This window comes from Streptomyces sp. NPDC059582 (assembly GCF_042735715.1).
GTDB lineage: Bacteria > Actinomycetota > Actinomycetes > Streptomycetales > Streptomycetaceae > Streptomyces.
This window is the reverse complement of record NZ_JBHWCC010000040.1, coordinates 16,131-30,069: the sequence shown is the minus strand read 5'-3', so window position 1 is coordinate 30,069 and position 13,939 is coordinate 16,131. Positions and strand designations below refer to the sequence as shown.

Below are 13,939 nucleotides of genomic sequence, written 5' to 3'. Positions count from 1 at the left end.
CTAGGGCCGGACCGGCGGACGCGGTCGGCATGCGGCGAGCCGACGTTCCAGGAAGCGGCGCTCCGCCGCGTTCTCCACCAGGTCCAGCGCGTGCTCGTACGCCTCGGCCGCCTGCGCGGTCCGCCCCGCGCGCCGCAGCAGGTCGGCGCGGGTGGCCGGGAGCAGGTGGTAGTCGGCGAGGTCACCCTCCCGCTCCAGTTCGGCCACCAGTTCCAGGCCCCGCTCGGGGCCCTCGGCCATGCCCACGGCGACCGCGCGGTTGAGCCGGACCACGGCCGAGGGCACCTGGCGGTGGAGTTCGCCGTAGAGGCCCGCGATGTCCGCCCAGTCGGTCTCGGCGGCCGTGGCCGCGGTGGTGTGGCAGGCCGCGATGGCCGCCTGGATCTGGTAGGGGCCGGGGCGGCCGCGGCGCAGGGCGCTCTCCAGCAGGCCGGCGCCCTCGTCGACGGCGGCCCGGTCCCATCGCGTCCGGTCCTGGTCCTCCAGCGTGACCAGGTCGCCGGCCGGGTCGACGCGGGTGCTCCGGCGCGCGTCGTGGAGCAGCAGGAGGGCGAGCAGACCGAGCGCCTCGGGCTCGTCGGGCATGAGGCGGGCGAGCAGCCGGGCCAGCCGGACCGCCTCCGCGCACAGGTCCGTACGGACCAGGTCGGCGCCGGCCGTCGCCGCGTACCCCTCGTTGAAGAGGAGGTAGAGCACGGCGAGGACGCCGGTCGTGCGCTCGGGCAGCAGATGCGCGGGCGGTACCCGGTAGGGGATGCCCGCGTGCCGGATCTTCCGCTTGGCACGGACCAGTCGCTGCGCCATCGTCGCTTCCGGGACGAGGAAGGCGCGGGCGATCTCCGTCGTGGTGAGGCCCGCGAGCGTCCGCAGGGTCAGGGCCACCCGGGCCTCGATCGGCAGGGCCGGGTGACAGCAGGTGAAGATCAGCCGCAGCCGGTCGTCGTGCACCCCGCTGCCGTCGTCGGGTTCGTCCGGGCCGTACGGGTCCTCGGTCCGCGCGAGCACCGCCGCCTCCTCGAGTCGCTGCGCCCCGACCGCTTCCCGGCGCAGGACGTCGAGGGCGCGGTTGCGGGCGGTGGTGGTCAGCCAGGCGCCGGGGCGGTGCGGCACTCCGTCGCGCCGCCACCGGTCGAGCGCCCGGGCGAAAGCGTCCTGGGCGCACTCCTCGGCGAGGTCCCAGTCGCCGGTCAGCCGGATGAGACCGGCCACGATCTGGCCCCACTCCTCCCGGAAGGCGGCGGCGACCGCCGCCTCGACGTCGTGCCGTGTCACTCCCACACCGGCCGTACCTCCACCGTGCCGCCGCCCAGCGCCGCGGAGTGGCCGGCGGCGAGGGCGATGGCCTCGTCGAGGTCGGCCGCCTCGACGATGTCGAGCCCCGTCACGTACTCGGCGGAGTCGGTGAACGGCCCGTCGGCGAGCAGGATCTCGGCGCCCGCGGCGCGCACGGTGGTGGCGTCGGCGGCCGGGCGCAGCCAGGTTGCGCCGGGCAGCCGGCCGGGGCCGGTCTCCTCGCCGCCGGCCGGCGCGCAGACGAACAGGGCGTACTTCACGACAGGCCGTCCCCCGGGGCCGAGGCGTGTTCGTGGGCGATCAGCCAGCGGTCGCCGACGGCCCGGTAGCCGGTGGTCACGCGCAGGGTCCTGGCCTGCGGGGTGCCGTCGCCGCGGTCGGCGTCGATCCGGACCAGGGCGTGGGCGAAGGCGACGCTCTCGTCGACGCGGAGGCGGAAGGAGAGCACCTCGCGGCGCACCGGCCCGGAGAGGTCGGCGTAGGCGCTCTGCTGGGCCTTGCGGAAGGCCTCCGTGTCGAGCGGTTCCGGGCCGCTGTCCGGGAGGACGATCGCGGCGTCGGGCGCGTAGCAGGCCAGTGCCCGGTCGACGTCCCGGTCCCGGGCCGCCTCGGTCAGTTCGGCCTCGAGGCGGCGGATCCGCTTCTCGGCCTCCTCCTCACCCTCCATCGGCCAGAAGGGGCGCACCTCCATGGCACCGAGGGCGGCCACCGGATGCTTCGCGGCGGCCTCGACCGCCTCCTCCAGGCTCGCGCACTCCAGGATGTCGTAGCCGGCGACGTACTCCTTCGTCTCCGCGAACGGTCCGTCGGTGCGCAGCACCTCGCCGCCGCGCACCCGTACGGTGACGGCTTCGGCGGGCAGCGCCAGGCGGTGGCCGTGCAGCCGTACGCCGCGGTCGCCGAGTTCCTCCACCCAGGGTTCGACGGGCGCCATGCCCGAGGCGTCGGCGGTGTCGTCGCCGCAGACGAGCAGCATGTACTTCATGGGTCCTCCCGGTCGTCACTTGGTTCCTACACCCCACCGACGAACGGAGGCGGCGCGCATCGACACCACGCCGGAAAAAAGATTGCCGGGAGCTTCTCCGGCGCCCGGGGCCGGGTCGTCACGCCGCGGTGTCGAGCTCCCGGACGAGCTCGATCGCCCGGCCCAGGGTGGCGAGCCGGGCGTCCAGCGTCCGGCCGGCCGGATACAGCCGTACGGTGTCCACCCCGGCGTCCCGCCACACCCGCAGCCGTCGGCGGACCATGGCCTCGGTGCCGATCAGCGTCGTGCCCAGCACCATCTCGTCGGTGACGAGAGCGGCCGCGCCGTCCCGGTCGCCCGACTGCCAGCGCTCGCGCACCTCGGCGGCCACCTCCGCCCAGCCCTGGCGGCTGTAGGCCCGGTTGTAGAAGTTGGTCGACGCCGAGCCCATGCCGCCGAGGCTGAAGGCGAGTTCCTTCTTGCGGCCGGCCACCATCGCGCCGAGCGCCTCCTCGTCGGGGGCGAAGGCGACCTCGGCGCCCTGGCAGACGTCGAGGTCGGCCCGCCCGCGCCCGCGTCGGGCGAGCCCCTCGTCGAGCGGGGCGAAGTAGGCCTCGGCCGCGCCCTCGGGCACGAAGCTGGTGCCGAGCCAGCCGTCGGCGACCTCACCGGTCAGCCGCAGCATGGCCGGTGACAGGGCGGCGAGGTAGACGGGGACGGGGTGTTCGGCCCGCGCCGACAGGCGCATCGGGACCGCGTCGCCGCCGGGCAGCGGGATACGGAACTCCTTGCCGGTGTACGAGATCCGGCCGCCGTCGAGCACGCGCCGCACGATCTCCACGGTCTCCCGCATCCGGGCCAGCGGCTTGGCGAACGGGACGCCGTGCAGGCCCTCGATCACCTGCGGGCCGGACGCGCCGAGCCCCAGCAGGAATCGCCCGCCGGAGAGGTTGGAGAGGGTGATCGCGGTCTGCGCGACGGCCACCGGGGTGCGGGTGCCGATCTGGATGACTCCGGAGCCCAGCAGCATCCGGTCGGTACGGGCCGCGTAGTAGCCGAGGGCGGAGGGCGCGTCGGAGCCCCAGGCCTCCGCCACCCAGCAGACGTCGAGACCGAGTTTCTCGGCCTCGACGACGAAGTCGGTCTGCTCGGACCAGGGTTCGCCGCCCGAGGCCTCGACGGTGGTCGCGGTACGCATCAGTCGTCCTCCGCCCGCTTCTTGATGTGGTCCAGGGTGGCGGTCATGTTCTGCTCGAACTCGCGCAGCCGCACGAACACGATCTTCTGTTCCTTCTCCGGCATGTGGTCGATGGCGACGGACAGTCCGGAGCGGCCGGGACCCATCTGCATCCACTGCGACAGTTCGGTGCCGCCGTCGCCCGCGTGGAGCCGGAAGCGCCAGACCGCCGACGGGTCGGCGGGGTCCTGCACCGCCCAGGCGAAGACGCGGCCGGGCTCGCACTCGATGACGTACGAGGTGGTGGCCCACTCGCCGAACGCCTCATGCCTGCTGCGGCCGAGGAAGCGGGCGCCGACGGCCGGCCGGGTGGCGCCGTCGAGCCATTCGATCGACTGGAGTTCGTCGCTCATGCTCGGCATCAGCCCGACGTCGGAGACGAGCTCCCACACCCGCTCGGGTGGTGCGTCGATCCAGGTCCGCACCTCGACGGTGGGTTTGTCGGTGTAGCGCGCGCCCGTCCACTTCACTCCGGTCGGCCTCCTCAACAAGGGGTCTGGCCTTCAGAGTTGCGTCATTGGACTCACTCGTCAAGGGAGTCGGCGGCATCGGCGTGGTCGGGCGTGTCGAATCGGCGCCGGATCTCCGGCCGGTGCCTCAGCCGCTCCGGATAGCCGGGCCCCATCCGCATCGAGGTGTCCTCGGCCCGCAGCGGCTCGCGGCAGGCGGCGCAGACCACCTCGGCCTCGGTGTCGTGACCGCAGGTCCGGTGCCGGAAGACGACCGGCGCGCCCTCCCCTCCCGCGAGCCACCGGTCGCCCCACCGGGACATCACGGCGAGCACGCCGAAGAAGTCCCGCCCCTTCTCCGTCAACACGTAGTCGTAGCGTCGGGGTTCGTCCTGATAGGGCCGCTTGTCGAGCATGCCCTCGGTGACCAGCAGGCGCAGCCGGTCGGCCAGCGTGTTGCGCGCGATGCCCAGTTCCCGCTGGAACTCGTCGAAGCGACGGATCCCGTAGAAGGCCTCACGGAGCACGAGTGGCGTCCACGCGTCACCGAGCAGATCCATGGTTCTGGCGATGGAGCACGGCCAGTTCGAAAAGGATGTTCGCCGCATGACGTAACGATAGCCAACCGCCAACTTCACTTCTTTCCTTAAGAGTTGACGCACCCCTCCGCACCTGCCATGGTCTGGACCTGTTGGCATCTCGGCTGCGCTCAGGTGCCCCTGGACCCACCCTCACCCCCCACCTCACCGCCAAGGAGTGACGTCCATGATGTCCACCCTTCGCCTCGGCCCGTTCCGGCGCAGACGTCTCGCCCTCGACCGTCTCGCCTTCGCCGCCGCTCTCGCCGCCCTGCTGACCGCTCTGCTGACCGTCACGCCCGCGCGCGCGGCGGACGGCCAGATCAGCGGGCTGGCCGGGAAGTGCGTCGACGTGGCGGGCGCGAGCAGCGCCAACGGGACCGCCGTGCAGCTCTACGACTGCAACGGCACCGGCGCCCAGATCTGGTCCAACCCGGGCGACGGCACCCTGCGCGCGCTCGGCAAGTGTCTCGACATCGTCGACCGGAGCACCGCCGACGGGGCCGCGGTCCAGCTGTGGGACTGCGCCGGCAGCGCCAACCAGCAGTGGGTGGTCACCGCGGCCCACGACATAGTGAACCCGGCCGCGAACAAGTGCCTCGACGTGCGGGAGAACAACAGCGCCAACGGCACCCGCCTGCAGATCTGGACGTGCACGGGCGGCGCGAACCAGAAGTGGAACGCCCCCGCGAGCGGTGGCGGCGGCAATCCCTCGGGCTTCGTGGTGAGCGAGGCGCAGTTCAACCAGATGTTCCCGGGCCGCAACGGCTTCTACACCTACAGCGGGCTCACCGCCGCGCTGTCGGCCTACCCGGGCTTCGCCAAGACCGGATCCGACACGGTCAAGAAGCAGGAGGCCGCCGCCTTCCTGGCCAACGTCAACCACGAGACCGGCGGGCTGGTCCACGTCGTCGAGCAGAACACCGCCAACTACCCGCACTACTGCGACTGGAGCCAGTCCTACGGCTGCCCGGCCGGCCAGGCCGCCTACTACGGCCGCGGCCCCATCCAGCTGTCCTGGAACTTCAACTACAAGGCCGCGGGCGACGCCCTGGGCATCGACCTGCTGAACAACCCCTGGCAGGTGGAGAACAACGCCTCCGTCGCCTGGAAGACCGGCCTGTGGTACTGGAACACCCAGTCCGGCCCCGGCAGCATGACCCCGCACAACGCCATGGTCAACAGCGCCGGCTTCGGCCAGACCATCCGCTCCATCAACGGATCCCTCGAATGCGACGGCAGGAACCCCGCCCAGGTCCAGAGCCGCGTCGACGCCTACCAGCGCTTCACCCAGATCCTCGGGGTCAGCCCCGGCGCCAACCTCTACTGCTGACGCGGGCAGTCCCACAAGGAGACGTGATGCACGACCTGAGGTCTCTCACCAAGGGCCTGCTCGGGGTGCTGGGCGCGCTGACACTCGTCGTCGCGGTCCCGGCGAGCGCCCACGCGAGCGTGCTCCAACTGCTGCCGCAGAACGCCGACGGCCTGGAGCAGAGCTTCTCTCCGGCGTACGACTACGACGGCGACGGCTGCTACGCCACGGCGGCCATCGGCGCCGACGGCGCCATCAACCCCGGCCTGAAGCTCGGCGGTGACGTCAACGGGCACTGTCACGACTACGCCCAGCTGGCCAACGCCAACACCTACTCGCGGGAGAAGTGCAACAACGGCTGGTGCGCCGTGATGTACGCCAGCTACTTCGAGAAGGACCAGGCCACCCTCGGGCCGGCCGCCATCGGGCACACCCACGACTGGGAGCACGTCGTGGTGTGGATCAACAACGACGAGGTCCAGTACGTGTCGGTGTCGCAACACAGCGGCTACCAGGTGGCCGCCCGCTCGGCCGTACGGTTCGACGGCACCCACCCGAAGATCGTCTACCACAAGGACGGCGTCTCGACGCACTGCTTCCGCTTCGCCAACACCAACGACGACCCGCCGGAGAACGCGACCGGCGGCTGGTTCTACCCGCGCCTCGTCGGCTGGGACGGCTACCCGGCCGGCTTCCGCGACAAGTTGCTGAGCGCGAACTTCGGCAGCGCCACCATCAAGATCAAGGACGGGGACTTCGCGTACGCCCTCGCCCACTCCATGCCGTCGGGAATCCCGTTCGACCCGAACGCCTGACGCCAGGGCACGAGCGGGGGCCGGGGTGTGTGACCCCCCGGCCCCCGCTCGGTACTTCCCGTCACTCGGGAGCCGGTGTCCGGCTCAGGGCCGCGGGCGGACCGGCAGGGCGCGGACGCTGTTGCCCACGAAGCTGGAGTGGCGCGCGAGTCCGGCCTCGGGCACGGCCAGTTCGAGGTCCGGGAAGCGGGTGAACAGCCGCTCCAGCGCGGTGGTCGCCTCGAGCCGGGCCAGCGGGGCGCCCAGGCAGTAGTGGGCGCCGTGGCCGAGCGAGAGACTGCGCACGGCTCCGGTCCGGCGGGGCCTGGTGACGTCGAAGCGGTCGGCGTCGGGTCCGTGGGTGGCCGGATCGCGTCCCGCGGCGGAGTATCCGGCCAGGACGGGCGTGCCCTGGGGGATGACGGTGCCGTCGAGTGTCAGGTCCCGCACGGGGTAGCGGAACGGGAAGTAGCTGACGGGCGCGTCCCAGCGCAACGTCTCCTCGACGACGTCACCCCAGTCCGCCGCCCCCTGCCGCACGAGCGCGAGCTGCTCACGGTGGCCGCACAGGGCACGTACGGCGTTGGTGATGAGGTTGAGCGTGGTCTCGTGCCCGGCGATGATCATCAGCACCAAGGTGCCGATCAGTTCGGGCCGGCCGAGCCGGTCGCCGTCCTCCTCCCGGGCCGCTATCAGCGCGCTGGTGAGGTCGTCGCCGGGCCGCTCGGCCTTGGCGGCGGCGATCTCGCCGAGGACGTCGACGAGTTCACGGTTGGCGGCCACGGCCTGCTCGGGGCCGATGTCGGTCGCGACCACCTGGTTCGACAGGTGGTGCAACCGCTCGCGGTACTCGGCGCCGACGCCGAACAGTTCGCCGATCACGCCCATCGGCAGCGGGAGCGCGAAGTGCCGGCGCAGGTCGGCGATCCCCTCCGCGTCGGCGGCGGCCCGGTCGAGATCGTCGAGCAGGGCCTCGGTCAACTCCTCCACACGGGGCCGGAGTTCCTCGACGCGCCGGGTGGTGAAGGCCCGGCTCACCAGGGACCGCAGGCGCCGGTGGTCGTCGCCGTCGGCGGTGGTCATGCCCCGCACGGTCGCGAAGGTCAGCAGCGGCCAGCCCGCGCCGACCCGCCCCTCGCGCAGCGCGGTGAAGTGACTCGCGCCCTTGGCGACTTCCGGGTGCGCGAGGAACTCCCTGAGCGCCTCGTGGCCGAGGACGGCCATCCCCTCGATCTCACCCGGCAGGACGACCGGGCAGACGGCGCCCCGGGCGAGCAGCCGGGCGTTGTCGGCGTGCGGGCAGCCGCCGGAGGGGTCCATGCGGTGGGACGTGGCAGGCCGGTGGTCCACGGACGACTCCTGGTCGCAGGGGGTGGGTTCGACGCCGTACGGCGATCGATTCTGCCCGTTCACAGCGGGTCGCGCAGGCCCTCGGCGAAGGCTCCGGGTTAGGTGGGGCCGCCGTGGTGACCGCCGGGAAGGCCCTGCTGGGGCGGCTTCCCGGACGTCTTTCGACCGACAGCTTCGACCGTCTGCGCAGGGCGGGCCTGTTCACATCGATCCACATCGATCCACATCGATCCACATCGCATCGCGTCGGCGGCGGGCTCCGATGAGCCGTACGTCACTGCCGCGACCGCTCTTCGGGTGGTACAGTGCATTCAGCACTTGTGTACGCCCTGTTGTGGGCGCCGGTGCATTTCCTCTTCACCTCGCTGATTCGCCCACCGTTTCCCCGTCGGCGCGACAGCTTCCCCGCAACACCTCGTGAGCAGACCGGTTCTGTGGTCACAGGCGTTTTCGCCCTGCCCGAGGTGCTGTTCCCCGCCGCCCAGAGACGCGCACGATCGCCTCTCCCCCGCGGCCCCTCCCCTTCCTTCCGCATGTCCCATGCCTGCCGTCCTCGAAAGGACCGCCCCTCATGACCACCACACTCGATCACCCTCCCCTCCGACAGCGGACCCCCGCCACCCCGACCGTCACCGGTGTCCTCGACATCGACGCGGGCGGGAAGGGGCACCTGCGCGCCGAGAACTGCCTGCCCACGGCCGACGACCCCCAGGTCTCCCCCGCGCTGATCCGCCGTCACGGCCTGCGCAAGGGCGACCTCGTCGAGGGCGTACGCGGCGACCGGCGCGCCCTGGCCTCGGTCGAGCGCGTAGACGGCCGCACCCCCGACGAGATGCGCCGCCGCCGGACCTTCGGCGACCTCACCCCGCTGCACCCGCATGAGCGGCTCCGCCTCGAGCACCCCGCGTCCGGGCTCGCCGGCCGGGTCGCCGACCTGCTCACCCCCGTCGGCAAGGGCCAGCGCGGGCTCATCGTGGCCCCGCCCAAGACCGGCAAGACCGTGCTCATCCAGCAGATCGCCGCCGCGATCGCCGGAAACCACCCGGAGTGCCACCTGATGGTGGTGCTGCTCGACGAGCGCCCCGAAGAGGTCACCGACATGCGGCGCTGCGTGCGCGGTGAGGTGTACGCCTCGACCTTCGACCGGACGCCCAGGCAGCACATCGCGCTCGCCGAACTCGTCATCGAACGGGCCAAGCGGCTCGTCGAGGCCGGTGAGGACGTCGTCGTGCTCCTCGACTCGCTGACCCGCCTGTGCCGGGCGCACAACAACGCCGCCTCCGCCGGCGGCCGCACCCTCAGCGGCGGTGTCGACGCGGCCGCGCTGCACGGCCCGAAGCGGCTCTTCGGAGCCGCCCGGCCGGCCGAGGAGGGCGGCTCGCTCACCATCCTCGCCACCGCCCTGGTCGAGACCGGCTCGCGCGCCGACGACCTCTTCTTCGAGGAGCTCAAGAGCACCGGCAACATGGAACTCCGTCTGGAGCGCGAACTCGCCTCGCGCCGGGTGTTCCCGGCCGTCGACATCACCCCCTCCGGCACCCGCCGCGAGGAACTCCTCCTGTCCCCGACCGAGTTGACGGTTGTCCGCGGCCTGCGCCGCGCCCTGGTGTCCCGCGACGGCCATACGAACCTGGAGACCCTCCTGGAACGGCTGCGCGCGACCCCCGACAACGCCACGTTCCTGCGGCGGATCCAGCCGACGCTGCCCACCGGCTGAGACGGCGGCACAGCGCGACCGGCCGGGGCCGGCCGCGCCCCGCGTGCGGCATCCGGGTGCTCGCGTGTCGCGTTCGGCCCTGACAGCGCGCCGCCGGGACGGTCCGTTCCTACGTTTGCGGTATGACAATCGGATTCCCATCTCGGACGGCCCTGTCGACCTGCGCGCTCTGTGTGGCGGGCGTACTCGCCCTCACACCCGTCGCGGCGGCCGCCGAGGCCGCGGCGAACCCCGGTGCGGCAGGGCGGGCGCGGGCGGCGGCGGTGCGGCCCGATCCGCTCAAGCGGTCCGGCACCCAGGTCCGGCCCCATCCCGGGGCGCCCGAGGTCCCGGACGTCTCCGCGCTCTCCTGGGTGGTGGCCGACGCCGGGAGCGGCGCGGTGCTCGCCGCGCACGACGCGCACCGCAAACTACCGCCCGCCAGCACCCTGAAGACCCTGTTCGCCCTGACGGTGCTGCCGCTCCTGCCCGCGGGCATCCAGCACACCGTCAAGGCACAGGAGCTGGAGGGCATCGGACCGGGCAGCAGCCTCGTCGGGGTCGACGAGGGGCACACCTACCGGGTCTCCGACCTGTGGCACGGCGTGTTCCTCAACTCCGGCAACGACGCCGTGCACGTACTGGCCTCGCTCAGCGGGGGCTGGGACGCCACGGCCACCCTCATGCAGGACAAGGCCCGCACCCTCGGCGCCCGCGACACCCACGTCCGCTCCCCCGACGGCTACGACGCACCGGGCCAGGTGTCGTCCGCGTACGACCTCGCCGTCTTCGGGCGGGCAGGGCTGCGCAACGCCGAGTTCGCGCGCTACTGCAGCACGGTCGACGCCAGGTTCCCGGAGGGCGACGGCTGGTCGTACGGGATCGAGAACACCAACCGGCTGCTGACCGGCGAGGACGGCGTGGCCCCGTATCCGGGACTGATCGGCGTCAAGAACGGCTACACCAGCAACGCAGGCAACACGCTCGTCGCCGCGGCGAAGAAGGGCGGACGCACCCTGGTGGTCACGGTGATGAACCCTCAGACGGACGGCGGCTTCGCCGTGTACGAGGAGGCGCGCGAGCTGCTCGACTGGGGGTTCGCGGCGGCCGGCCGGGTCGATCCCGTGGGGTCGCTGGACGCGCTGCGGGTCAAACCGCAGGCCGGTCCCGTCGCACTGCCGGTCGCGGCGACCGTCGCTCCCGAGGGCGGTCCTGGCTGGCCGGAGACCTGGGCGATCTCGGCGGCCGCCGGTCTCGGTGCGGGGGCGGTGGCACTGGCACTGCGTTCCAAGGGCACGCGTACACCCGGTGACTGACCGAGCGGCAGCCACAGCAGCAGGCCCAGCGTGATCCACGCGTAGGCGCTGCCGCCGAGGAAACCGTCCACGCCGGAGGAGTCGTCGAACCAGAGCCACACCACGCTGGTGCACAGCACCGCGTACAGGGCACCCGCGACCCGCGGGTGCCCCCTACGGACGAGAAGGACGAAGGACGGCAGCAGCCACACCAGGTGGTGCACCCAGGTGATCGGGCTGACCAGACAGGCCGTCAGTCCGGTGAGGGCGAAGGCCGCCTGCCAGTCGCCGGCCGCCGCCGCCCGGCGCGACCGGAACGCCCACACGCCCAGTACGAGGAGCACCACCGTCGCCCAGGCCGCCCGGTCCAGGACGCCCGCACGGGCGAGAATGCCTTGCAGCGACTGGTTCGAGACATAGTCGAGCCGGCCCACCCGGGTGGTGTCCCACATCGCCTCGGTCCAGTAGAAGCGCGAGGGGCCCGGTGCCACCCAGGCGGCCAGCGCCGTCGCCGCGACCGCCACCGCCGTCGCCACCGCCGCGGCCCGCCACCGGCGGGCCACCAGCAGCAGACCGATGAACAGCGCGGGCGTCAGCTTGATGGCCGCGGCGAGGCCGATGCCCACCCCGGCCCAACGGCCCCGCCCGGTGGACAGCAGCCATCCGTCGGTGAGGACGAGGGCCAGCAGGAGCACGTTCACCTGGCCGAAGCTGAAGGTGTCCCGCAGGGGTTCGAACAACGCCAGCGCGCAGAGCGCGAGGGCACAGCCGTACCAGCCGTGGCGCCGCCACGCGCGGCCGGTGAGCATGCGCAGCACCGCCGCCAGCGCCAGCAGGTTCAGCAACAACGCCACGGCGATGGCGGTGTGCAGGCCGAGCAGGGCCATCGGGAGCATCGCGACGGCCGCGAACGGCGGGTAGGTGAAGCCGTACGTCGTTCCGGGCACCTGGTAGTCGTAGAGCTTGCCGCCGTGGTGCACCCAGGTGTCGACGGCGCCGTAGTAGACACGCAGGTCGAACCAGTCGCGCAGCAGCGGGACCGTCGCGGTGAACACGGTCACGGCGGTGGCGAGGGCCAGGACGAGGAGGAGCCGGGCGGCGTCCGTGCGGGGCGCTCTCATGCCGTCCGCCCGAGGGCCGGTGCCTGCGCGGCCTGGTGCGCCTGCCACAGGACGACGACGGCGAGGGCGCCGCCGGAGACCGCAAGCACCAGTTGTCCGACGTCGGCGGGGCCGCCGCTGGGCAGTACGGCGAGCGCGAGCACCGCCGTGACGGCCGCCACCCGGTGCCGTACCGAGGTGCTGGGCGCGGCGGCCGCGATGAGGAACAGCCCCCACAGGGCGTACCAGGGACGTATCGCCGGACCGAAGGCGGCCACCGCGGCGAGGCTCAGGCCGAGCGCGTACACGGGGTGCGGGCGCAGCCGCCACCATATGACGAGGACGACGACCGCGGTCAGCGCGAGGCCGAGCACGTGCCAGACGGGCATCGCCAGCGGCGCGAGGTCGCTGCCGAGCCGCTTCAGCAGGGCGCCGGTGGCACTGCCGAGCAGGCTGGTCAGCGCCCAGTTGTGCGGCGAGACCGGGGTGTCCAGGGCGCCCGTCCAGCCGTATCCGGTGCCCGCCAGGGCCGTCGCGGCGACCGTGGTGGCGCCGGCGGCGACCGTCGTCGTCAAAACGGCCCGGGCCGGACGGTGGCCCGCGCGGATCTGGAGCACGAGCACCGCGGCCAGCCCGAGCGCCGCGGGCGCCTTCACCAGGGCCGCGAGGGTGATGAGCATCGCGCCGAGGACCGGCCGCCCACCGAGTGCCGCGACCAGGCCGAGGCCCAGCAGACCGAGCATCATCGCGTCGTTGTGGGCACCCGCGACCAGGTGCAGCAGCACGAGCGGGTTGAGCACGCCCAGCCACAGGGCGGCGGCCGGATCGGCACCGCTGTGGCGGGCGAGGCGGGGCAGCGCGGCCGCCATCAGGGCCACGCCGACCAGGGCGACCAGCCGCATACCGATGAGCCCGGCGGGGAGTTCGCCCCGGGTGAGACCGGAGAGCGCGGAGGCGACGCCGAGGAAGACCGGGCCGTACGGGGCCGCGGTGTGCTGCCACAGCGGGGCGACCTCGTCCGCGAGCGGACCGCCCAGCTGCGCGGGCCCGTGGGCGTAGACGTCGATGTGGGCGTCCACCATGGCCCCCTGGGCCAGATAGCTGTAGACGTCCCGGCTGAACAGCGGCGGCGCGATCAGCAGCGGGGCCGCCCACACCGCGAGCACCAGCAGCAGGGCGCGCGGGGTCGGCGGATCGGCGCTGCGGACGAGACGCCCGAGCAGCACCCAGGCCGCTATCAGCAGGACGACGCCGAAGTACACCCCGACCAGGCCGAGGGCGGCCTGCGCCGAGGCCGGAGCGGGCAGTTCCCGGGCCGGGAGGGCGCCGGCCGTCTCACCGCCCAGCGCTAGAACGGCGGTACCGGCCAGGCCCAGAGCCTGGCAACGGCGGAGATCGACGGGAAAAGCCATGGCCAACACTCGGTCAGGGTGTCAACGCCGGATGGCCGGAAGGCGACGGACCGACTTCCACCCGGCGGCCTGAGTATGACCGCCATGTGATCGAGGCACGCAATCCCCCACCCCATCGTGGGCGCGACGCCGTCCACCCGGACGGGGCACGCGAGGCCGTCCGCGCGACCAAGGGCGCGAGATCGCCCACCGGGACGGGGCGCCAACTCGACTGCGGGAGCAGGGGCGCGAAGCAGTCCGTCCGGACGGGGGCACGCAGTCGTCCACCCGGACGGGGCCGCGGACCGTCCGCGCAGTCGGGGTCACGAACCCGTCCGCCCGGACCCGCCGCCAAGCCGACCACCCGGGCCGGGGCACGAAACCGTCCGTCCGGACGGGAGCACGCAGTCGCCCACCCGGACGGGGCCGCAGACCGTCCGCGCAGTCAGGGTCACGAACCCGTCCGCCCGGACCCGCCGC

Annotated in this window: 12 protein-coding genes and 1 pseudogene; 4 read left to right on the top strand and 9 right to left on the bottom strand. The window is 72.9% G+C overall.

What is annotated here, in order from left to right; genetic code table 11:
* The 6 genes from ACFV0T_RS29010 to ACFV0T_RS28985 all read right to left on the bottom strand — a co-directional run bounded on the left by ACFV0T_RS29010 (position 1) and on the right by ACFV0T_RS28985 (position 4,551).
* Positions 1-1,272: an RNA polymerase sigma factor gene (locus ACFV0T_RS29010; RefSeq protein ID WP_385785404.1), complete on the bottom strand. Its 1,272-nt coding sequence runs from the start codon at positions 1,270-1,272 to the stop codon at positions 1-3.
* Entirely contained in the window at positions 1,269-1,553 is a 285-nt protein-coding gene (locus tag ACFV0T_RS29005) for a YciI family protein (RefSeq protein ID WP_385785240.1), read from the bottom strand. Before ACFV0T_RS29005 ends, ACFV0T_RS29010 begins: the two co-directional genes overlap by 4 nt.
* Positions 1,550-2,278: a nuclear transport factor 2 family protein gene (locus ACFV0T_RS29000; RefSeq protein WP_385785237.1), complete on the bottom strand. Its 729-nt coding sequence runs from the start codon at positions 2,276-2,278 to the stop codon at positions 1,550-1,552. The genes ACFV0T_RS29005 and ACFV0T_RS29000 overlap by 4 nt, the downstream gene beginning before the upstream one ends.
* Positions 2,279-2,396: 118 nt before the next feature.
* Positions 2,397-3,455: an LLM class flavin-dependent oxidoreductase gene (locus ACFV0T_RS28995; protein ID WP_385785234.1), complete on the bottom strand. Its 1,059-nt coding sequence runs from the start codon at positions 3,453-3,455 to the stop codon at positions 2,397-2,399.
* On the bottom strand, positions 3,455-3,964 hold the full coding sequence (locus tag ACFV0T_RS28990) for an SRPBCC family protein (protein ID WP_385785231.1): 510 nt from the start codon (positions 3,962-3,964) through the stop codon (positions 3,455-3,457). The genes ACFV0T_RS28995 and ACFV0T_RS28990 overlap by 1 nt, the downstream gene beginning before the upstream one ends.
* 53 nt (positions 3,965-4,017) lie before the next feature.
* Positions 4,018-4,551, bottom strand: coding sequence for a winged helix-turn-helix transcriptional regulator (locus tag ACFV0T_RS28985; RefSeq protein ID WP_385785229.1), 534 nt, complete (start codon positions 4,549-4,551; stop codon positions 4,018-4,020).
* A gap of 160 nt (positions 4,552-4,711) precedes the next feature.
* Between ACFV0T_RS28985 and ACFV0T_RS28980 the strand changes: the two genes are divergently transcribed.
* Positions 4,712-5,854 carry a glycoside hydrolase family 19 protein gene (locus tag ACFV0T_RS28980; protein ID WP_385785401.1) on the top strand — a complete coding sequence of 381 codons (1,143 nt, stop codon included), beginning with the start codon at positions 4,712-4,714 and terminating at the stop codon, positions 5,852-5,854.
* A 26-nt stretch (positions 5,855-5,880) separates the two neighbouring features.
* A complete protein-coding gene (locus tag ACFV0T_RS28975) occupies positions 5,881-6,648 on the top strand; it encodes an NPP1 family protein (protein ID WP_385785226.1) in 768 nt (255 codons plus the stop codon).
* An 84-nt stretch (positions 6,649-6,732) separates the two neighbouring features.
* On the opposite strand, the gene ACFV0T_RS28970 is transcribed toward ACFV0T_RS28975, so the two are convergent.
* The gene (locus ACFV0T_RS28970; RefSeq protein WP_385785398.1) at positions 6,733-7,947 is read right to left on the bottom strand and encodes a cytochrome P450; all 1,215 of its coding nucleotides are present in this window, start codon (positions 7,945-7,947) and stop codon (positions 6,733-6,735) included.
* 601 nt (positions 7,948-8,548) lie between these two features.
* On the opposite strand from ACFV0T_RS28970, the gene rho reads away from it, so the two are divergent.
* Both rho and ACFV0T_RS28960 read left to right on the top strand, forming a co-directional pair.
* Positions 8,549-9,694 (top strand): transcription termination factor Rho, encoded by a 1,146-nt coding sequence (rho, locus tag ACFV0T_RS28965; RefSeq protein WP_385785224.1) that lies wholly within the window; start codon positions 8,549-8,551, stop codon positions 9,692-9,694.
* A 122-nt stretch (positions 9,695-9,816) separates the two neighbouring features.
* Positions 9,817-10,656 (top strand): annotated as a pseudogene (locus ACFV0T_RS28960) (D-alanyl-D-alanine carboxypeptidase family protein); the annotation flags it as partial.
* A 56-nt stretch (positions 10,657-10,712) separates the two neighbouring features.
* Here ACFV0T_RS28960 and ACFV0T_RS28955 read toward each other — a convergent pair.
* Both ACFV0T_RS28955 and mptB read right to left on the bottom strand, forming a co-directional pair.
* Complete coding sequence (locus ACFV0T_RS28955) at positions 10,713-12,089, bottom strand: glycosyltransferase 87 family protein (protein ID WP_385785222.1); 1,377 nt, start codon at positions 12,087-12,089, stop codon at positions 10,713-10,715.
* Positions 12,086-13,480, bottom strand: coding sequence for a polyprenol phosphomannose-dependent alpha 1,6 mannosyltransferase MptB (gene mptB / locus ACFV0T_RS28950; RefSeq protein WP_385785219.1), 1,395 nt, complete (start codon positions 13,478-13,480; stop codon positions 12,086-12,088). The genes ACFV0T_RS28955 and mptB overlap by 4 nt, the downstream gene beginning before the upstream one ends.
* Positions 13,481-13,939 lie beyond the last annotated feature (459 nt).